This window comes from Paenarthrobacter sp. YAF11_1 (assembly GCF_052113445.1).
Taxonomy (GTDB): Bacteria; Actinomycetota; Actinomycetes; order Actinomycetales; family Micrococcaceae; genus Arthrobacter.
On record NZ_JBFRDF010000001.1, the window covers coordinates 426,841 to 446,552 of the forward strand.

General features: G+C 64.4%; 21 protein-coding genes and 1 riboswitch. Of the genes, 7 read left to right on the forward strand and 14 right to left on the reverse strand.

Features of this window, described 5'->3' with window-relative positions; translation table 11 throughout:
- From AB4Y77_RS02090 to hemE, 8 genes are all read right to left on the reverse strand, one after another.
- On the reverse strand, window positions 1–1,095 hold the full coding sequence (locus AB4Y77_RS02090; protein ID WP_311212786.1) for an LLM class flavin-dependent oxidoreductase: 1,095 nt from the start codon (window positions 1,093–1,095) through the stop codon (window positions 1–3).
- A complete protein-coding gene (hemB, locus tag AB4Y77_RS02095; RefSeq protein ID WP_442012852.1) occupies window positions 1,095–2,075 on the reverse strand; it encodes a porphobilinogen synthase in 981 nt (326 codons plus the stop codon). The genes AB4Y77_RS02090 and hemB overlap by 1 nt, the downstream gene beginning before the upstream one ends.
- A complete protein-coding gene (locus tag AB4Y77_RS02100; protein ID WP_442012853.1) occupies window positions 2,072–2,899 on the reverse strand; it encodes a uroporphyrinogen-III synthase in 828 nt (275 codons plus the stop codon). The genes hemB and AB4Y77_RS02100 overlap by 4 nt, the downstream gene beginning before the upstream one ends.
- A 37-nt stretch (window positions 2,900–2,936) precedes the next feature.
- Window positions 2,937–3,935, reverse strand: coding sequence for a hydroxymethylbilane synthase (hemC, locus tag AB4Y77_RS02105; RefSeq protein WP_442012854.1), 999 nt, complete (start codon window positions 3,933–3,935; stop codon window positions 2,937–2,939).
- On the reverse strand, window positions 3,932–5,155 hold the full coding sequence (locus AB4Y77_RS02110) for a ferrochelatase (protein WP_442012855.1): 1,224 nt from the start codon (window positions 5,153–5,155) through the stop codon (window positions 3,932–3,934). The genes hemC and AB4Y77_RS02110 overlap by 4 nt, the downstream gene beginning before the upstream one ends.
- Window positions 5,152–5,853, reverse strand: a complete 702-nt coding sequence (hemQ, locus tag AB4Y77_RS02115) for a hydrogen peroxide-dependent heme synthase (RefSeq protein WP_089595661.1) — start codon at window positions 5,851–5,853, stop codon at window positions 5,152–5,154. The genes AB4Y77_RS02110 and hemQ overlap by 4 nt, the downstream gene beginning before the upstream one ends.
- A 72-nt stretch (window positions 5,854–5,925) precedes the next feature.
- Window positions 5,926–7,395: a protoporphyrinogen oxidase gene (gene hemG / locus AB4Y77_RS02120; protein ID WP_442012856.1), complete on the reverse strand. Its 1,470-nt coding sequence runs from the start codon at window positions 7,393–7,395 to the stop codon at window positions 5,926–5,928.
- 5 nt (window positions 7,396–7,400) lie between these two features.
- The gene (gene hemE / locus AB4Y77_RS02125) at window positions 7,401–8,516 is read right to left on the reverse strand and encodes a uroporphyrinogen decarboxylase (RefSeq protein ID WP_207594081.1); all 1,116 of its coding nucleotides are present in this window, start codon (window positions 8,514–8,516) and stop codon (window positions 7,401–7,403) included.
- A 158-nt stretch (window positions 8,517–8,674) separates the two neighbouring features.
- On the opposite strand from hemE, the gene AB4Y77_RS02130 reads away from it, so the two are divergent.
- Window positions 8,675–9,997 (forward strand): glutamyl-tRNA reductase, encoded by a 1,323-nt coding sequence (locus AB4Y77_RS02130; protein ID WP_442012857.1) that lies wholly within the window; start codon window positions 8,675–8,677, stop codon window positions 9,995–9,997.
- An 81-nt stretch (window positions 9,998–10,078) separates the two neighbouring features.
- On the opposite strand, the gene moeB is transcribed toward AB4Y77_RS02130, so the two are convergent.
- The gene (moeB, locus tag AB4Y77_RS02135) at window positions 10,079–11,281 is read right to left on the reverse strand and encodes a molybdopterin-synthase adenylyltransferase MoeB (protein ID WP_442012858.1); all 1,203 of its coding nucleotides are present in this window, start codon (window positions 11,279–11,281) and stop codon (window positions 10,079–10,081) included.
- A gap of 6 nt (window positions 11,282–11,287) precedes the next feature.
- Between moeB and AB4Y77_RS02140 the strand changes: the two genes are divergently transcribed.
- The 3 genes from AB4Y77_RS02140 to AB4Y77_RS02150 are packed head-to-tail and all read left to right on the forward strand — an operon-like array spanning window position 11,288 to window position 12,635.
- Entirely contained in the window at window positions 11,288–12,022 is a 735-nt protein-coding gene (locus tag AB4Y77_RS02140) for a TetR/AcrR family transcriptional regulator (RefSeq protein WP_089595665.1), read from the forward strand.
- A gap of 50 nt (window positions 12,023–12,072) precedes the next feature.
- Window positions 12,073–12,297, forward strand: a complete 225-nt coding sequence (locus AB4Y77_RS02145; RefSeq protein ID WP_026539987.1) for a DUF3107 domain-containing protein — start codon at window positions 12,073–12,075, stop codon at window positions 12,295–12,297.
- Window positions 12,298–12,332: 35 nt separating this feature from the next.
- A complete protein-coding gene (locus AB4Y77_RS02150; protein ID WP_311212795.1) occupies window positions 12,333–12,635 on the forward strand; it encodes a hypothetical protein in 303 nt (100 codons plus the stop codon).
- Window positions 12,636–12,728: 93 nt separating this feature from the next.
- Here the strand turns inward: AB4Y77_RS02150 and AB4Y77_RS02155 are convergent, their stop codons facing one another.
- The 4 genes from AB4Y77_RS02155 to thiO form a co-directional block, all read right to left on the reverse strand.
- Window positions 12,729–13,064 (reverse strand): 4a-hydroxytetrahydrobiopterin dehydratase, encoded by a 336-nt coding sequence (locus AB4Y77_RS02155; protein ID WP_311212796.1) that lies wholly within the window; start codon window positions 13,062–13,064, stop codon window positions 12,729–12,731.
- 34 nt (window positions 13,065–13,098) lie between these two features.
- A complete protein-coding gene (locus AB4Y77_RS02160) occupies window positions 13,099–13,896 on the reverse strand; it encodes a thiazole synthase (protein WP_311212797.1) in 798 nt (265 codons plus the stop codon).
- 4 nt (window positions 13,897–13,900) lie between these two features.
- A complete protein-coding gene (gene thiS, locus AB4Y77_RS02165) occupies window positions 13,901–14,137 on the reverse strand; it encodes a sulfur carrier protein ThiS (protein ID WP_089595669.1) in 237 nt (78 codons plus the stop codon).
- Complete coding sequence (gene thiO / locus AB4Y77_RS02170; protein WP_442012859.1) at window positions 14,134–15,399, reverse strand: glycine oxidase ThiO; 1,266 nt, start codon at window positions 15,397–15,399, stop codon at window positions 14,134–14,136. The genes thiS and thiO overlap by 4 nt, the downstream gene beginning before the upstream one ends.
- Window positions 15,394–15,512, reverse strand: a riboswitch (TPP riboswitch). It overlaps the preceding gene by 6 nt.
- A gap of 27 nt (window positions 15,513–15,539) precedes the next feature.
- Here thiO and thiE point away from each other — a divergent pair.
- On the forward strand, window positions 15,540–16,223 hold the full coding sequence (gene thiE / locus AB4Y77_RS02175) for a thiamine phosphate synthase (protein WP_442012860.1): 684 nt from the start codon (window positions 15,540–15,542) through the stop codon (window positions 16,221–16,223).
- Window positions 16,224–16,267: 44 nt separating this feature from the next.
- Here thiE and AB4Y77_RS02180 read toward each other — a convergent pair whose 3' ends face one another.
- Window positions 16,268–16,936 carry a ferritin-like fold-containing protein gene (locus tag AB4Y77_RS02180; RefSeq protein WP_442012861.1) on the reverse strand — a complete coding sequence of 223 codons (669 nt, stop codon included), beginning with the start codon at window positions 16,934–16,936 and terminating at the stop codon, window positions 16,268–16,270.
- A 155-nt stretch (window positions 16,937–17,091) separates the two neighbouring features.
- Between AB4Y77_RS02180 and AB4Y77_RS02185 the strand changes: the two genes are divergently transcribed.
- Together AB4Y77_RS02185 and AB4Y77_RS02190 are read left to right on the forward strand one after the other, a co-directional pair.
- Window positions 17,092–18,033, forward strand: a complete 942-nt coding sequence (locus AB4Y77_RS02185) for a TM2 domain-containing protein (protein WP_311212801.1) — start codon at window positions 17,092–17,094, stop codon at window positions 18,031–18,033.
- A 111-nt stretch (window positions 18,034–18,144) separates the two neighbouring features.
- On the forward strand, window positions 18,145–19,632 hold the full coding sequence (locus AB4Y77_RS02190) for an RNB domain-containing ribonuclease (protein ID WP_311212802.1): 1,488 nt from the start codon (window positions 18,145–18,147) through the stop codon (window positions 19,630–19,632).
- Window positions 19,633–19,712 lie beyond the last annotated feature (80 nt).

The following is a 19,712-nucleotide window of genomic DNA, read 5'->3' on the forward strand; positions in this document are numbered from 1 at the left end:
TCAGTGATTCTGGAGCAGCCGGGCAACCCGTGGGGCCACCTCGGTGCCGTAGAGCTCGATGCAGCGCATCATGGATTGGTGGGGCAGGGTCCCGTTGCTGTACTTGAGGTCGAAGCGGTCCACACCCAAGGTGCGTTTGAGCAGGACGATCTTCTGCGCAACAGTTTCCGGCGAGCCCACGTAGAGGGCGCCTTCGGGACCGCACATGGCCTCGAATTCACCTCGGTTTCCCGGACCCCAGCCGCGCTCGGCGCCGATCCTGTTCCGCTGGTCCAGCCAATGCGGGAAGAGCTCCTCCCGGGCGGCCTCGTCCGTATCGGCGATGAAGCCTGGCGAGTGCGTTGCTATCTGGCGCATCGGGTGACCGTACTTCGCCATCGCTTCGCGGTACAGGTTCACCAGCGGGGCAAAGCGGCGGGGTTCTCCCCCGATGATGGCGAAAATGATCGGGTAGCCGTATTCAGCGCAACGCAGCACGGACTCGGGTGTTCCGCCTACGCCGATCCAGGCCGGCAGCAAGTGGTGCTGCAATTTCGGGTACACCTGCAGGCCGTTGACGTTGGGGCGGGTTCGGCCCTCCCAGTGAACCGGCTTCTGGGCACGTACCTTGTCGAAAAGCTCCAGCTTCTCCTCAAAAAGGACTTCGTAGTCAGCCAGGTCAAGGCCGAACAGTGGGAAGGATTCAACGAACGAGCCCCTGCCCAGCATCACTTCAGCCCTGCCGTTGGACAGCGCATCCACGGTGGAGAAACGTTGGAAAACACGAATGGGATCATCCGAACTCAGCACCGTAACGGCCGAGCCAAGGCGAATCCGGGACGTCACTGCGGCCGCGGCCGCAAGGAAGACCTCCGGTGCGGACACGGCGAAGTCCCGGCGATGGTGCTCTCCCACCCCGAAGGCATGGATCCCGACGGCGTCGGCCAGCTTCGCTTCTTCGAGGAGTTCGCGAAGGACGCGGGCGTGCTCCTTGGGGTTCCCGTCGGCGTCGACGCCGGCGTCGCCAAAAGTGTTCAAGCCCAGGAGGATGTGGTTGGCCGCTACCGGCGCGGCCGGGTCCGAGGACGCACCGCGGTCAGAGGGAACGGATGTCATCAGGACTCCTTCAGCCAGCCTGCCAGTTCGGAGGCCCAGTAGGTCAGCACGGTATCGGCTCCGGCACGCTTGATCCCCAGGACGGATTCGGTGATGGCACCGCGCCTGTCGATCCAGCCGTTGGCCGCAGCCGCTTCGATCATGGCGTACTCACCGGAGATTTGGTAGGCCGAGACCGGCACCGGGCTCATCGCTGCGACGTCGGCCAGGATATCCAGATAGCTCATGGCAGGCTTGACCATCACCATGTCGGCGCCTTCTTCAAGGTCCAGTTCCACTTCCAAAATGGCCTCCCGGCGGTTGGCCGCATCCATTTGGTAGGTGCGGCGATCACCCTTGAGCTGGGAGTCGACCGCTTCACGGAACGGACCGTAGAACGCTGAGGCATACTTGGCCGCGTAGGCCAGGACAGCGGTGTTCTTGTGGCCGGATTCCTCCAACGCCTGGCGGATGACGGCGATTTGGCCATCCATCATGCCCGAGGGCCCCAGTACGTGGGCGCCCGCGTCGGCCTGGGCTACAGCCATCTGCCCGTAGATCTCCAGTGTGGCGTCGTTGTCTACATAGCCATCGGCGTCGAGGACCCCGCAGTGGCCGTGATCCGTGAACTCGTCCAGGCAAACGTCGCCCATGATGACCAAGTCGTCGCCCACCTCAGTCTTGACGTCGCGGATGGCCTTGTTCAGGACGCCTTCCGGATCGAGGGAAGCCGTACCCTGTGCATCGCGCATCGCGGGGATACCGAACAGCATGATGCCGCCCACGCCAAGCTCCACAGCCTCGGCAGCAGCACGTTTCAGGGAATCAGTGGTGTGCTGTACCACACCCGGCATCGAGCTGATGGGGCTGGGTTCGGTAAGGCCCTCCCGAATGAACGCCGGGAGGATCAGGTCCGCAGGTGCCAGCCGGTTCTCTGCGGTGAGCCTGCGCATGGCGGGAGTTGTGCGCAGACGGCGGGGACGATGGTTTGGAAAGCTCATTGCGGGTTCCCTTCGTTGGCGAAAACAGATTCCAAGGCGGCCACGATGCCGTCCGGAGTTGGTTCTTTGGCTGTGGCAGCTACGGTGAGGCCAAGGCGCGAGGCTTCCGCCGCCGTCGGACGCCCGATCGCAATCAGCCGGCAGCCGCCCAACGGCAGCAAGGTTTCGGCGATGCGGCGTGCGGCGCTGGGCGAGGCAGCCACCACGGCGTCCACAGTTCCTGCGTCGAGGGCAGCCCGTGCCTCTTCCGGTTTGAGCACTGCCGGCAGGTCGTCCCCGGCAACCTCGACGGCGGTGGGCAGTTCCGCCGTCAGGCGAAGTCCCGCCCCGGCCGGGTAGTCCACGGTGTGGTAGGCAACCACGCAGGTCACCTCAGCACCTTTTGACGCCAGGCCTTCCCGCAGCCCCGGTGCCGCGATATCGGCTTGGGGAAGGAGCACCCGGGCAGGTGCGGGCTCCCACAGTTCCACCAGTCCGTCGGCAGACTGAAGCTCCGTTGGCGCAAGGTGGACGGAGAGTCCAATGGATTCCAGGACCCTCAACGAGGACGGGCCGACGGTGGCCACGCGGGTACCTGCCGGAACCAAGCCCGCCGGGGTTGTGCCCCGCTCTGCAGCCTTCTCAAGAAGGACACGGGCACTGGTGATGCTGCTGATCACCAACCAATCGAATTCACCGGCGGCCAGGCGGTCCAGGACATCGTCGAGGGGTGCTTGGTCTTTTGCCCGTTCAAAATCGATCAGGGGCAGCACCAAGGGTGCGGCCCCGAGACTGGTCAGCAACGACGCCAGCGGCTTGGCACGGTCGGCGCTCCTAGTGATCAAGATGCGCCGACCGGTCAGCCCTTGTGGATCACGCGGTTCAGGACGCGGCAAGGTCCGCGATCTCCGCGGCACCGGCAGCGAGCAGCAACTCAGCCACCTCGATGCCGAGCAACGTGGCGCCGACTTCCGTGAGCCCATCGGTGGCTTTTTTCTCACGAACGGTCTTGGTGCCATCCACGGCGCAGACCACTGCTTCCAGGTGCAGCATGCTGCCCTTTCGGAAGGCATAGGCGCCCACCGGAGCGGCGCAGCCGGCCTCGAGCCTGGCCAACACGGCACGCTCGGCTGTCACGGCCAGCCGGGTGTCGTCGTCGTTCAATGCCGCCAAAGCTTGGGCCAGCACACCGTGTGAACCCGCAGCGGACCCTGACTGATGCGGAGCGTCCTCAGTCCGGCATTCGATGGCCAACGCACCTTGCCCGGGTGCGGGCAACATGACGTTGGTTTCGAAGAACTCGCTGACAGTATCCAGCCGGTCCATTCGTTCCAATCCAGCGGCGGCCAACACCACGGCGTCGAGATCGCAGGACTTGCCCTGCACAACCTCATCCGTGATGTTGCCCGGCAGGCCGGGAACCCGGCCGAGGCGGGTGTCCACGTTGCCGCGGATGTCCAAAACCTCGATATCCGGCCGGGCTGCCCGGAGCTGGGCAGCGCGGCGTGGTGAACCTGTGCCGACCTTGGCCCCGCCCGGAAGCTCGGAAAGTGTCATACCGTCCCGTGCGCAGAGAACGTCACGGACATCAACCCGCTTGGGCGTTGCGGCGATACTCAGTCCAAGGGCTGCGCCGGTGGGCAGGTCCTTGAGGGAGTGCACGGCGACATCGCAGGTGTCGGCCAGCAACGCATCACGCAAGGCGGCGACGAATACGCCCGTTCCGCCCATCTGGGAAAGGGAGCCGGTTTTGACGTCGCCCTCTGTCTTGATATGCACCAGCTCTATCGGGAAGCCGCCAACCGCGGACAACTTGTCCGCCGTCTGCCGAGTCTGCGTCAGGGCCAGCTTGCTGGCCCTGGTGCCGATGCGAACGGTCACTTGGCAGCCTCCGCAGCCGGGTAGGCATCGTGGCCGATGCCCACCGTGGTGCCAACTTCTGAAATGACGGGCTTCGCCCCACGGAAGTTCTCGCAGCAGTTGGGGCGGCAGACGTCGTACCAGGGTCCAAGGTCCGTGACATGGGGGCGCTCGGCGATGTTGTTCTCCACCGTGCGTTCGCAGATCAGGTCCACCAGGCCGGACACGAAAGCCGCGTGCGTACCCGGGGTGGGAACACGGGTTGCCGCGATGTCCAGGTTCTTGCAGGTTTCCAGCGCCTCAGTATCGAGGTCCCAGGCAACTTCCATGTGATCGCTGACGAAGCCGAGGGGAACAATGACGACGCCGCGGACGCCTTGGGGGGCGATCTCCTCGAGGTGGTCGTTGATGTCCGGCTCGAGCCACGGGATGTGCGGGGCGCCGGACCGGGACTGGTACACCAAGTCCCAGGCGACGTTGGGCGCCACAACATCCATGATGGCCTTGGCGTTGGCCAAGTGCTGCGCAGCATAAGCCGAGCCTTCCGCGAATTCGCGGGGCTCGTCCTCGGAACGGCCAGCGGCCTCGGCATCCCGCGTCGGGATGGAGTGCGTCGCGAACAGGACGCGGATCTTCGAATCGGGATCAGCCTCGCCAGCAGCGGCGAGCTTGCCACGGATCTCTTCCAAGCCCGCAGACGTACCTTCCAGGAAGGGCTGGACGACGCCGGGGTGGTCGAAGTACTGGCGGATCTTGTCCACCTGGAGCTTGCCGTCCAACCCTGTTTCCGTCAGTGCGACGCCGATGTCCTCGCGGTACTGGCGGCAGCTGGAGTAACAGGAGTAGATGCTGGTGGTGAGCATCAGGAGCCGGCGGTGTCCGGCGTCGTAGGCGTCCTGGAGTACGGGGGCGATGTAAGGATCCCAGTTGCGGTTACCCCAAAGAACCGGCAGTTCGATGCCGCGGCGGGCCAGTTCAGCCTCGATAGCAGCCTTCAGTTCCCGGTTCTGCTGGTTGATGGGGCTGATGCCGCCGAAGGCCCGATAGTGGTGCGAGACCTCTTCGAGACGCTCATCGGGGATGCCGCGGCCACGGGTGACGTTCCGCAAGAACGGAATCACGTCATCCTGGCCTTCGGGACCGCCGAAGGACGCCAGGAGCACGGCGTCGTACCGCGCTGCTTCCTGGCGGCCACGCTCCGTGACGGCGTTCAGTGCAGTGGAGACAGCGGGGCCGGTCATGCGAGAACCTCGGCAATCTCGGCAGCCGTGACACGGCGGCCGGTGTAGAAGGGGATTTCTTCACGAACGTGGTGGCGTGCTTCGGTGGCGCGCAGGTGGCGCATCAGGTCTACCAGGTCCACCAGTTCAGGTGCTTCAAGGCCAAGGATCCATTCCCAGTCACCCAACGCGAAGGAGGAAACGGTGTTGGAGATGACCTGCGGGAATTCGCGTCCCAGCAGGCCGTGGTCGCGGAGCATCTTGCCGCGTTCGTCCGTCGGAAGCAGGTACCACTCGTAGGAGCGGACAAACGGGTAGACGCAGAGCCAGGTGCTCGGCTCGACTCCGCGGGCGTACGCCGGCACGTGGCTCTTGGAGAACTCGGCTTCGCGGTGCACGCCCATGGCGGACCAAACGATGTCGGTGCCGGCGAAAAGCTTGCTGCGACGGATGGAACGGACGGCGGCCTGCAGGTCCTCCGGCTTGGGGCCGTGGAGCCACACCATGATGTCCGCGTCCGAGCGCATCGCCGAGACGTCGTAGCTGCCGCGGAGGATGACGCCACCCTCAGCGAGCTTCTCCGCAAGGGCTTCGAATTCCTGGGCAGCATCGCCGCTGCGCAGGACGTCGGCCGAGCGCTTGAAGACCGTCCACAGCGTGTAGAACTGTTCTTCGGTTTCAGCAGTTTTAGTGACAGATTCGGCAGAAGTGTGGCTCATGGTTCAAGTTTGCCCCGTGCCAGCCGCTAAGTCGAAACGGATCACTTCTACAACACGTAGAAGTGATGCAAATCACAGTTTGGATGGATCCTCGGCCACGGCTGCGGCGAGCTGTGACCGGGTGTCGGCCACCACCGCGGCCAGGCCATTCCCCGCCAGCCAGCCTCCAACAACCGTCAAGCCCGGGGTCGCAGCGCAGGCGGCACGTACCTGCCCGACGCGCTGTTTATGACCGACGGCGGCGAACGGCAAGGCGCCAGCCCACCGCACCACATCCCAATCAACGATGTCCGCCCGTGATACCGGCACCGTCAACAGTGAGGAGGCATCCGCCACGGCAGCGGCCAGGAGCGACTCATCATCGAGGACGATGTCCGCTCCCCCGGCAGCTTCTTCACGACGGCCATAGGACAGGCGCAGGACATGCGTCCCCGGGCCGGCCTCGCCAGCCAACCAGTCCCATTTGGCCGTTGCGTGGGTCAACGCCTTGGCCTTGATTCCAGGAGTTTGTGGCGCCACCAGGATTCCAGTCCCACGGGGCCTTCGGTCGAGTTCGGGCAGGTCCACCACCATGGTCACCAAGCTCACCAGTGGCCCGGGGGCCGGACGCAAGCCGGACAATTCCGGCAAGGACTGTTCAAGAAGCCCGACGGCGGCCGGGCCGTCCAGCGCAACCACCAACCGGCCGGCGTCGTAAATGGAACCGCCGGCGGTGACCCGCCAGCCGTCCGTGGTCTTCGCCACCGCGTCGGCGCGCATTCCGGTCATCAGGCCAACGCCGCGTCCGCGCAGGTCTGCCACAAGGGCCGTCACCAGCGAATTCATGCCGCCTTCCAAGCCCGCGACGGCGGACCCAGCCTTCGCCGGTCCGGAGGCGGAGCCGGTGGCGGCCCTGCGCTGGGCCGCAACAGCGGCAGCCAGTGAACCATGCTGACGGATACCCGCCCGCAGGCCTGGCGCAACCATATCGACATCCAGAAGATCGGGGTCGGCCGAATGGACACCGCCCACCACCGGGGAAACCAGCCGCTCAAGGACCCTCTTGCCCATACGGGTCCGGACCAGCGCGGAAACACTGGTGACAGCCGAAGACGTGCCAAGAGACGCGGGAAGCCATGTGTCCAACGAGGCACGGACGGCTCCAGCGAGTCCCAAAGAACGGCGGACTTCCGGATCCCAAGGATTGGCGGGGATGCCCAGGATTCCCGTTTTGGGTAGTTCCTGCGGTCCGTCGGGCAACTGCACCCAGGCACCTCCGGGGTGCGGGGCAACAATCTTGTCCGCCAGGCCAAGCTCGCGGGCGAGGTCGGCAACAGCCGGCGACCGGGTGGCAAACGATTCCGCTCCACTGTCCAGATGCAGCCCGGCAACAACATGGCTTCCCACGCAGCCGCCCCAGGCGTCGGCCGCTTCCAGGATGGTGACGGCAAAGCCGGCCATGGCAAGTTCACGGGCAGCGATCAGGCCCGAGATGCCACCGCCCACCACAATGGCCGATGGCCCTTCCGCCGGCGTCCTGGGCGTTGCGTGTCCCCCGCGCATCGGCACTACTCCGAGGGAATGGAGTGGATAAGTTCCACGACGCGGGTCAGGACCGTGGGATCCGTTTCCGGAGGCACTCCGTGGCCCAGGTTCAGCACATGTCCCGGCGCATGGGCTCCGGCCGCAATGACCTCGCGGACGTGGGCTTCAAGGACCTCCCACGGAGCAGAGAGAAGGGCGGGATCGATGTTTCCCTGCAGCGGGACGGTGCCGCCCAAACGGCGGTTGGCCTCATCCAACGGAAGTCGGTAGTCAACCCCCACCACATCCACCCCTACATCGCGCATGGCGACCAAGAGCTCGGACGTACCCGTACCGAAGTGAATCAACGGAGCACCCAGGCCACGGACATGGTCCAGCGCCCGGGCGGATGCCGGCGCTACGTACTTGGTGTAATCAGCCAGGCCCAGGGAGCCTGCCCAGGAGTCGAAGAGCTGAGCAGCCGAAGCACCCGCTTCGAGCTGGGCTTGGAGGAACATTCCAGAGGTATCTGCCGCCCAATTGGCCAGTGCAGCCCAGGTTTCAGGATCGGCGTGCATCATGGTCCGGGGTCCAAGGTGGTCCCGGGAAGGCTTGCCTTCAACCATGTAGGCCGCCAAGGTGAACGGTGCACCGGCGAACCCGATGAGCGGGGTTTTCCCGAGTTCGGCAACAGTCAGGCGGACGGCTTCGCGGATGGGTTCCAGCGCCTCCCACGTCAGCGTGGGAAGGGCTGCCACATCAGCGGCCGTGCGGACAGGCTTATCCAGGACGGGTCCAACGCCGGGGACGATGTCCACGCCAACGCCTGCCAGCTTCAGCGGGATGACGATGTCGGAGAAGAAGATGGCCGCATCAACATCATGGCGGCGAACCGGCTGGAGGGTGATTTCCGCCGCAAGTTCCGGACGCAGGCAGGAGTCCAGCATTGCGACACCCTCGCGTACCTTGAGGTACTCGGGCAGGGAACGGCCGGCTTGACGCATGAACCACACGGGCCTGCGGGACGGCGTGCCGCCGCGGTAGGCCGTAATCAACGGCGAATCCGAGGTCCGGCCGTCCTTCAGCGGGTGGTTGGCGTCGAGGGTTCCCGCCGGGGCGTTGGAGGCCGTACTCTTGGATGCTGCCGAGCTAGAAGTCATGCTTTCGATTGTGCCGAAAATCCGGGGCAAAAGATAACGACAAGCTGTCACGTTGGGCGCTTCCGGGGCCTTTGTGGCGGCGATCACTCCCCTGCGTGTGGATCGCCACGGTGCCATATTGTTCTACCGGGCTACGAAAAAGCTATGATTGGGGTGCTGTGGTTCTTTTCTCATTGGTGGCTACACACGCCGACATCGACCTCGAAACTGTCGCTCAGTTGAGCAACGGTTCCTCTGGGCTTGCCTCGACAACCCTGACGGATTCCCCTGTGGTGTCCGGCGCCGTAGTCCTGGCAACCTGCAACCGCTATGAGGTTTACGGTGAAACGGCCCCTGGCGCAGACCTCGAGGCGGCGCGATCCGCCTTGGTCTCCCAGATCAGCGAACTGAGCGGACTCAATGAGCACCTGGTTTCCCGTTCCTTCGCCACGCACACCGGTCCGGAGGTCACCCGGCACCTTTTTGCGGTGAGCGCCGGACTGGACTCCGCTGTGGTGGGTGAGCGGGAGATCGCCGGCCAGGTCCGCCGGGCACTGATCACCGCCCAGCAGGAAGGCACAGCGAGCTCCGGGCTGGTCCGCTTGTTCCAGGCAGCTTCCAAGACCGCCAAGGATGTAGGCGCACAAACCGCCCTCGGCTCGCGCGGGCTCTCCATCGTTTCCGTCGCCCTGGACCTCGCAACCGACCTCGCCGAGAATGACGACTGGTCCACCAAGAAAGTTGTGGTGTTCGGCACCGGCGCCTACGCAGGCGCCACCATGTCATTGCTTCGCGAACGGGGTTGCACCGAGGTTTCGGTATACTCCTCGTCCGGCCGCGCCGAAGGTTTCGTCGCCACCCGCGGCGGAACAGCGCTCGACGCCGACACCCTCCCCGCCGCTGTTGCCGCAGCTGACGTCATGATCGGCTGCAGCGGATCCGACAACCGCGTCGAGGCCGCGGACCTCGCCCGTGTCCGGGCGGAATCGGGCAAGCCGTTGATCGCCATCGACCTCGCCCTCACCCATGATTTCGACCCCGCGGTGGGCGAACTCGACGGCGTTGAGCTCTTGACGCTTGAGTCCGTCCGGCTCGCTGCACCCCAGGAACAGGCAGAGTCGCTGTCCCAGGCAAGTGCAATCGTCACCGGCGCGGCCGCGTCCTTCGAATCCGAGCGCGAAGCCCGCTCCGTGGACACGGCCATCGTGGCGCTTCGCCGCCACACCATGAACGTCCTGGACGCCGAAATGGAAAAGGTCCGCGCCCGTCACGGTTGCACAGCTGCCGCCGAAGAGGTGGAGTTCGCACTGCGCCGCATGGTCAAGCAGCTCCTCCACATCCCCACAGTCCGTGCACGCGAACTTGCCGCCAACGGTCAGCAGGATGACTACGTCGCAGCCCTTGAGGCACTCTACGGAATCCAGGTGGAACAGCCCCAGGTTGCAGCCCCGGCCGCTGAATGCCCCGTGGACCACCAGCAGCTCCGCTCAGAGAGCGCCTGAGCAGACGGGGCCACGCCTTCCCCCCGCCCCAGGCATCCGCTCATGGCGGGCTTGCCAGCACGGAGGGCGGCGGGAATCGTCCTAGTAAACGGGTTTCGCCGGCTCGACGTCGCGCACCCAGGCGAGGATACCGCCGTCGAGATGCCTGACCCGTGTATAACCCGCTTTCCGCGCAGCCTCCAATACAGCAGCCGAGCGCGTGCCGGCCTTGCAGTGGAAAACGATGTCTTTGTCCTGGGGCAACTCCACCCACGCTTCGCCGGAGAGAATACGGCCCTGCGGAATGAGGACTGAACCGTCAATGCTGACGATGCTGTGCTCCCCCGATTCCCGGACATCAACCAAGTCGAAATCCCGCTCCCCCGACTCACGCTCTGCGAGCATCGCAGCAAGGTCCGTGGCGGACACAGTGTGCTCCTGGTCGGTTGCTGCCGGTGGCGTCACACCGCAGAAAGCTTCGTAGTCCGTCAGTTCAGTGATGGGTTCGGCTTCCGGGTCCTTGGATACTTTGATCTCCCGCCAACTGCCGCCCAGCGCGTCAAAGAGCGCTACCCGGCCCAGCAACGAACGCCCGACGCCGGTGATCAGCTTCACGGCTTCGGTCACCATGAGCGAACCAACCGCTGCGCACAACATGCCGAAGACTCCGCCCTCGCCGCAGGAAGGCACCGAACCGGCAGGAGGGGCTTCAGGATAGAGGTCCCGGTACGTGGGGCCGTGCTCGGCCCAAAACACGCTGACCTGGCCGTCAAACCGGAAGATGGAACCCCACACGTAGGGCTTGCCGAGGATCGCTGCGGCATCGTTGACCAGGTAACGCGTGGCGAAGTTGTCCGCGCCATCGAGGATGAGGTCGTACTGCCCAAACACGTCCAGGGCGTTGGATGAGTCCAGCCGGATGTCATGCAGGACAACGTTCACCAGCGGGTTGAGTTCGTTGATGGCGTTGCGGGCAGACTCGATCTTGGGGATGCCCACGTCCTTCACGCCGTGGATGACCTGGCGCTGCAGGTTGCTCAGGTCCACCACGTCATCGTCCACGATTCCGAGTGTGCCAACGCCGGCCGCCGCCAAGTACAAGAGGGCTGGAGAACCAAGTCCACCGGCGCCTATGACGAGCACTTTGGCATTCTTAAGCCTGCGTTGGCCCAGAGCACCGATTTCGGGAATGATGAGATGCCGGGAGTATCGCTCCACCTCGGCCGGCGTGAGTTCGGCGGCCGGTTCAACAAGGGGCGGCAGGACAGCGGGCGCAGCGGGGCGGGCAGCAACAATTGAGGCCATACCCCAATGTATGCCTGCCGATGCCGCCCGGTCATATTACCCACCGGTAGAGTGGTCATAACTGCAAAGGAAAGGCGGCAGACTGTGGCTGACGGCACAAGGGCACACGATGGGGCACCGGCCAAGCAGGAACGGGCTGTTTCAACGCGTTCACCAAGGTTGCCGCGCGACGAGCGCCGGGCGCAGCTGCTGAATGCGGCGTTGGAAGTCTTTGTCTCCAACGGTTTCCACGGCGCGGCCATGGACGAAATCGCCGAGGCCGCCCACGTCAGCAAACCGGTGCTGTACCAGCACTTTCCGTCCAAGCGCGAGCTCTATATGGCCCTTTTGGACAGCCACCTTGCCACGCTGACTGAGCTGATGCTCAGCGCCCTGAACTCCACCTCGGACAACAAGGAACGCGTGAAGGCCGTCATGCGGGCCTACTACCGGTTCATCGCTGATGACGACCAAGCCCACCGGCTCGTCTTCGAATCGGACCTCATCAACGATCCCGATGTCAGTTCCCGTTTGGAGACCTTCAACAAAACGTTCGCTGATGCGGTGGCCCATGTCATTGCCGAGGACACCAAGCTGCCTCCCCTGGAGGCGCAGCTCCTGGGCCGGGGCCTGGCCGGAATGGCGCAGGTCAGCGCACGCTACTGGCTTGAAACGGACGGAAACCTTGACCTCGATGTGGCCAGTGATCTGATCTATCGTTTAGCTTGGCGCGGAATCAGTCGATTCCCCAAAGAGTCCTAGGCTACAAATAGAGGACTGACTTAATACTTGATTGGCTTGGAGGCCTTGCTGTGGAAGTAAAGATCGGCATTCAGAACGTTGGCCGTGAAATCGTGCTCGAATCCGCTTTGGATGCAGACGCGGTGGCCAAGATCGTGGCAGAGGCCGTGTCCAAGGGCTCGGAATTGCGCCTGACCGACGAGAAGGGCCGCCAGATCATTGTTCCCGGCAGTGTCCTGGGCTACGTGGAGATCGGAGCAGAGGAAGTCCGCCGCGTCGGTTTCGGTGCCCTCTAGGCCCTCCCCTTAACGCAGTCCGCAAAGGAGTCTTCATGCTTTCACTCGTCGTGGTGGTTCTGGCCACCGTAGCCACTGGTTTCATCGTGTGGGCCAACGACAAGAGGCACGGCAAGTACGGCATCGCTTTGCCGGCCGGCGTGTCGGTGGCTGTGGGCACCCTGAGCTGGATTGCGTTCATCAGTGCCGGTCTGGGCTACCAGCCCGGGGCAACCTGGATTCCGTGGGTCTTGCCCATTGTTGTGGGAACTGCCGCCGCCGCAGCGGTGGTGGTGTTCCTGGGCCGGACCCGCACCCGGCACGATACTGCGGCGCTCACCAAGGCACTGAGGCTCTAACAGCAACAAGGACAAAACGACAGTGACCGTCGCCCTCGGGCGACGGTCACTGTCGTTTAACTCCTTGCCACCATGGTCCGGGGTCAGATGCGTTCAAGCTTCCGGATACCGCTCCGGCTGGGCGGATGCACCCAGCCCGGCCGCGGCCTCACTCACGGAGGACGCAGCGGCGATGTCGCGCTGGGTGACTTTCCCGCCTGCGTCATGGGACACGTACCGGAGGTGGACCCTGTTGTAGCGCCATTCCAGATCGGGATGGTGGTTTTGCTGTTCGGCAATCTGTCCGATCGCTGCAATAAGCGCCAGAGCTTCGGCCGCCGTCGGGGTTTTATAGACGGTAACCAGGCCGTCCTGGTCCTTCCAGTCGGGAAGTTCCCGGAGGGCAGCTTCGACATCCGCCCGGGTCAGGTGGTCTTGGTTCCCCGCCACTGCTGCTCCTTCTCCCGAAGACACTGCCGGACGCCTAGAGGAACTCTGCCCGGCCTTCCATGGCCGACGACGCCAAAGCGTGCTCACGCCGCGGAATCCGTCCTGCCTGCTTGGCCAGCCTACCGGCGATCACGGCGTGTTTGAAGGCCTCACCCATCTGCACCGGGTTCTGTGCGCGGGTTACAGCGGTGGCCAGAAGCACGGCGTCGCAGCCCAATTCCATGGCGAGGGCGGCATCGGAGGCGGTCCCTATTCCTGCGTCGAGCACCACGGGGACTGAGGCACGGGACACGATGAGTTCAATGTTGTGCGGGTTCAGGATGCCCAGGCCGGTTCCGATCGGCGAGCCGAGGGGCATCACAGCGGTGGCACCCAGGTTTTCGAGGCGCAAAGCCAGGACGGGATCATCATTGGTGTAGGCAAAGACCTTGAATCCACGGTTCACCAGCTGTTCCGTTGCTTCGACGAGTTCCACAGCGTCTGGAAGGAGGGTGTGTTCGTCGGCGATGACTTCCAACTTCACCCAGTCCGTTTCCAGTGCCTCGCGTGCCAGTTCTGCGGTCATCACGGCATCCTTGGCGGTGAAGCAACCGGCGGTGTTGGGCAACACTCGGATGCCGTGGTCCACCAGGAGCTGGAAGAGTGATCCTGTTTCAGCGGGTGAGTAGCGCCGCATGGCTACTGTGGTGAGCTCAGTTCCGGATGCCAGGAGCGCTGCGCCCAGGCCGTCCAGGCTCGGCGCACCTCCCGTCCCCATGATCAAGCGGGAGCCGAAGTGGACGCCGTCGATCTCCAGTGCGTCAGTATGGACCTCTGTGTTTGCTGTCGTCATGATGTCAGCCTCCTTGGACTGCGGTAACAAGTTCGAGTTCGTCTCCGTCGGCGAGCGCCGTTGCGGACCATTGGCTGCGCGGCACCACTTCGGAATTACGGGCGACGGCGACACCAAGCTTGCCGCCGTCGGCTGCCTGTCCGCGGTGGTCCAGGACGCGGCCGGTGACGGCTGTGACCAAGGTGCTGACTGAAGCGTCCTCCGGCACTGCGTGATCGGATCCGTTGAGTTTGATGTTCATGCTGTTTCCTTGCTGGGAGCGTGTGCCGGCGTGAGCGCCCGCGCTGTCGATGGAGTGGCCGTGAAGCGGTCCGGGCGGAATGGGGCCCACCGGGGGTCTGACGAGCCGTTGATCAGCCCGCCCACGATCCGCGCGGCCGCGGGCGTCAGGAGGACGCCATGCCGGAAGAATCCTGTGGCGATCACCAGGCCATCAACATCCCCGCTGGAACCGGCGACCCGTCCAAGCAGCGGGGCGTTGTCCGGGGTGCCGGGGCGGGCCCGGGCCGTCGCTTCGAGCAGTTCAAGTTCCGCCACCGCGGGGACTAATGCTTGGGCGTCCCGCAGCAACTGGTAGACGCCCCCGGCTGAGACCGCGTTGTGGGATGAGGACAGTCCGTCCTCGCGTTGGGTGGCCCCGATGACTACCGTGCCGTCGTCCCTGGGCACGATGTAGACGGGCACTCCGCGGACCATCCCTCGGACGGTGGAAGTGAGCAGGGGCCGGAGGTGTTCAGGCACCCGAAGCCTGAGGATGTCGCCATACACGGGCCGCACGGGAAGGCTGAGCCCGTCCGGCAGCCCCTCAAGGCCTGCCGCCCCCAGTCCGTTGGCGACCACCGTTTCTGTGGAGTGGACAGCGGCACCGGACGTGAGTTCCACGCCGGAGACCCGCCCTCGGTCCCACAGCAAGCGGAGCGCCGTCGAGGCCACGGCAAACCCGTCCCCAGCCCCCGAAACCCAGCTGGAGTCGCCGGCCGTGTGGCGTCCCAATCCTGACAGCAGGCATGCCGCGAGCTTCCGGGGATCAACCTGGTGATCGGCGGGAATATCGAAGGCACTGGAAATTTGGGGGCTGAGGAGGGGTTCGCGGTCCCGGGCGTCGCGCAACGACAGCGGCTCAACCCCGAGGCCTGCTGCGAGCTGCACCGCACGGAGGTCTGCCAGCGCCCTGCGGTCCGCGGCGTCGGCACCCACGGCGATTGTCGGCGTCGTGCGGTATCCGGTGTCTTCTCCTCCGCGGGTCAGGCTTGCGGCGAAGGACGGCCAAAGCCGTGACGATTCCAGCATCAGCTCAAGGAGGTCTTCCTCCTGGTAATGCAATTCACTCACGGGGGCGAGCATTCCGGCGGCAGCGAATGTGGCTCCGGCAGCCGGTGCGGGATCGATCACCACCACTGAGCGGCCAAGTCGGCGTGCTTCGCTGGCGATGCCCAGACCGATGATGCCGCCACCAATGACAGCCACATCGGCATGCATGGAGGTTTGGCGGGGATCTGCCATTCCGGTTTCCTTCCCTACGCCGGTACTAGCCGGATCAGGTCAAGCGGTCGGCGCTGAAGCCCTCTCAGCCGGACAGTCATATAGCGAACGTCGCGGCTCCCGCAGTACGTGCCCAGTTTAGAGGAACTACTCTGGTTTCCATGACCCCGACTGATGCCCTCGCCACCGCCCGCCTGTATCTGTGCACTGATGCCCGGAAACGGCAGGGCGATTTTGAAGACTTTGTGGACGCTGCCTTTGAGGGCGGGGTGGACATCATCCAGCTGCGCGACAAGACCCTGGAAGCAGCCGAGGAATTGGAGCTGTTGGCGGTCCTGCAAGGAGTTGCGCAACGTCATGGACGGCTCTGGGCTGTCAACGATCGCGCCGATGTTGCCAGCGTTTCCGGGGCTCCGGTGTTTCACATCGGGCAAAAGGACCTGCCGTTGACGGTGGCTCGGACGTTGCTTCCGGAGCCCGTAACGATCGGCCTCTCCACCCACTCCCCCGAGCAGGTAAATGCCGCCATCGCAGCATCACCAGGACAGGGAGGCCTGGACTATTTCTGTGTAGGCCCCGTCTGGGCAACGCCCACCAAACCCGGCCGGGAAGCCGTGGGCCTGGACCTGGTCACATATGCCGCAGAAGCGAGCAAGCGTGCAGATGAGACCACCGGCGGTGCCGTAAACCTGCCCTGGTTCGCCATTGGCGGGATCGATCTCAGCAATGTGGAGCAGGTACTGGCTGCCGGAGCCAGCCGGATTGTGGTGGTCCGCGCCATCACTGAAGCTGCGGATCCGACGACGGCGGCCAAGTCGCTGCTGGAAGCGCTGGACACCGTCTGAGCCTGGCCGCTTAAAGCCTTTCGGACATAAGCCCGGCCAAGCCGCTATGCAGTCAGGCCCAGGGCCGTCATCCGGCGTGAGTGCCGCTCGGCGAGCTCGCCCGTCAGTCTCTTGACTGCGGCGCGGGCATCTCCACCGCTTTTCAGTGTTGGCCCCAACTGTGGATGCTCCATGCCCACCCTCTGCGCCTGCGTCAGCGCTTCCCCCACCAGCCGGCGGCCCCACAACGCCAGTCGCGAGGCGAGTCGAGGGTCATCGGCCAAGGCCCGCCGCAGCAGGACCCGAAGTACCTCGGTTGCTTGGTCGGGAGAGGCAACCCGGTCCACGAACTGCTGTGTTGTTGGATCCAGGAAGGCAGCGACAGCCCGGTAGAAGTCCGAGGAGACGGTGTCGATGACGTATGCCTTCATCACGGATTCGAACCAGTCCCCGGGCTTGGTGCGTTCATGGAAGTGATCGAAGGAACGCTGGAACGGCAGCATGGCTTCCTCGGGATCGAGGCCCATTTCCGCGAGCCGATCGCTCAGCAGCGCGAAGTTTCCGTACGCGCCGACGGCAATTTTTGCCAGCACCGACCGGTCATGGAGCGTGGGGGCGTATCGGGAATCGAACGAAAGCCGGCCGAAAGCCGACAACTCGCCGTAGGCCATGGCACCCAGCAGTTCCGCGGCGAGTTGTCTGGCAGAAGGTGCCACGTCCCGGGAAGTGCCCATGATCCAAGACTATCCCCGGCTTTCCACATCCCGCCCGCGGAGATTTGCTGATTGCCGCGCTGGTCCTACTAGGCTGATTGGAAGTGAGTTGACCGCCAGGCCTGCCGCAGGCCGCGTGTCCTCCTCCTCGCACCCACTCCCCTGAAGGATGTTCCATGAGTAACCCGAGCTACCCGCCCGCGCCCCACAACGGGAACGGCGCTCCACCAGTACCCCCTGCACCCGGTGCTTTCGGCAACCAGTACCAAGGCGGGCAGCAGACCTACCAGCCGGGCCCGGGTTCCAGCCCTTATGGCGCTCCCGGAATGGGCACTCCGGCCAAGTCCTTCATGGTCACCTGGATCCTGTCATTGCTTCTGGGTGGCCTCGGTGTCGACCGTTTTTACCTGGGAAAGATCGGCACCGGCATTGCCAAGCTGCTCACTGCGGGCGGACTCGGCATCTGGTCCATCGTGGACCTCATCATCACGCTGACCGGCAACGCGCGGGATAAGGAAGGCCGCCCGCTGCTGGGTTATCCCGAAAACAAGAAGAAGGCCTGGATCATCACGATCGTCGTATGGTTCGCCGGCCTGGTGGTTGGAATCGTGTCCACGGTGCTGTCCCTGACGCTGGTGGCTGCTGCGGTCCAAGGACAGGCCACCCCCGTCCCCGCCGTCCCGTCGGCCTCACAAGAGGCCCCCGCCCCTTCCCAGGGCCCTGCCGCCAACGGCAATTCCTTCGAGGTCACGGTGTCGGAGGGCAACACTGCCAAAGTCACCGTCCTTGACTCCGGATACACCACCGAAATCCCGGAAATGGCCTACATGAAGCCGCTCAATGGTGGTTTCCTCCTGCTGGAGGTTTCCTGGGAGACCACGGCCGGATCCAGCTTTGCCGCGCCCAGCAACTTCGACGCCTTTGATGCTGATGGCAAAGAGGGCGACCGGATCTTCCTTGACAGCGGCCTGGGCGCTCTGAGCTCCGGCGATGTCGCCGTCGGTGACGTACAGCAGGGCGTCATTGCCTTCGACATCAAGAACGGTCCCACCACAGTGGTCATCAACAATGACTTCGGGGACAAGGCAGCCACCTTCACTTTGACCCCGGCCAACTGACCGCCGATTTGGCCAGACCAGCTGTACCGAAAGCCCGTTGCCCGTTGTGGCAACGGGCTTTTGCGTGCGGCAGCCAAGACTATCCGCAGGTTTCGGGCTACGCTGATTTTCGTGTCACATCATCGGATAGCGCCCAACGTCGACGATTCGTCGGACCAGCTCGCTGCAGCCCTTGCGGCCTTGAGGTCGGAGTTGGAACTCCCCACTGCGTACCCGGCCGAGGCAGTCCAAGAGGCACAGCGGGCCGTGGAAAACCTCAAGCTTCCGGACCAGGACTTGCGGGAGATCCCCTTTGTCACCATCGACCCCGCTACGTCCACTGACCTGGACCAGGCGCTGTTCATTGATCGTGCCGGGGACGGCTACAAAGTCCTCTACGCCATCGCTGATGTTCCGTCCTTCGTGGCTCCCGGAGGGGCCTTGGATGCGGAGACCCGGCTGCGCGGACAAACGTTCTACGCCCCTGACGGGCGCATCCCCCTGCATCCGGAGGTCATCAGCGAAAACGCCGGCAGCCTGCTGGCGGAGCAGGACTGCAGCGCCTTTGTGTGGGACTTCGACCTCGACGCCAAGGCAGAAGTCCTGACCGTGGCCGTCGCCCGGGCCACTGTCCGCAGCCGGGCCAAGCTGAGCTACAAAGGCGCCCAACAACAGATCGATGACGGAACGGCCCCGCCCGTGCTGCAACTCCTCAAGGAAGTCGGGCTGAAGCGGGTAGAACTGGAAAGGCTGCGTGGGGGCGCCAGCCTGAATATGCCGGAACAGGAAATCGTCCAGGCGACCGACGGCGGCGGGTACAGGATCGCTGCGGCCCCGTCTTTGCCGGTGGAAGACTGGAACGCACAGATCTCGCTGATGACCGGAATGGCGGCCGCACAGCTGATGCTGGAAGGGAAAGTGGGCATCCTCCGCACCATGCCCGCCCCGGATGAACGTTCACTGCAACATTTCAAGCGGCAGACCACTGCGTTGGGCAAGCCGTGGGACGGCCAGGTCAGCTACGGCGAGTACTTGCGGACTTTGGATGCGTCAGACCCCAAACAACTGGCCATCCTGCACTCGGCCGGGACACTGTTCAGGGGCGCCGGGTACACGCCCTTCGACGGCGAAGTACCTGACACTGTGATCCAAGCCGCCATCGGGGCTCCCTACGCCCACACGACAGCACCGTTGCGACGCCTCATTGACAGATTTGTCCTGGTGATTTGCGAGGCCCTCAGCAACAACAAGGAAATCCCGCCCTGGGCCCGTGACGCCCTGCCCTCGTTGCCGGAGATCATGGCAGCCTCGGACCAAGTGGCTGGACGGCTTGAGCGGGCGGCACTGGACACCGTTGAAGCGGCACTGGTGGCCAACCACGTTGGCCAGGAGTTCGACGCCGTGGTGATTTCAGGGTCCAAGCCGTCCAATGGAAACAGCAACGGCAACGGCAACAGAACCAACGGCAACGGGAGCGGTCCGTACGGCGTCGTCCAGATCGCAGAACCGGCAGTCACCGCGCGCTGCGACGGCGAACTGGAGTCGGGGACCAAGGTCCGCGTACGCCTTGTCAAGGCGGATATCGCCAGCAGGGAGATCAGGTTCGAGCTGCAGCGCTGACGCCGTTGAACCCCTGATCCGGGCTTTATGGCTCCCAGAGGATAGACTGGGCCTGTAGTAATGGATGCCCGGTCGTTGAT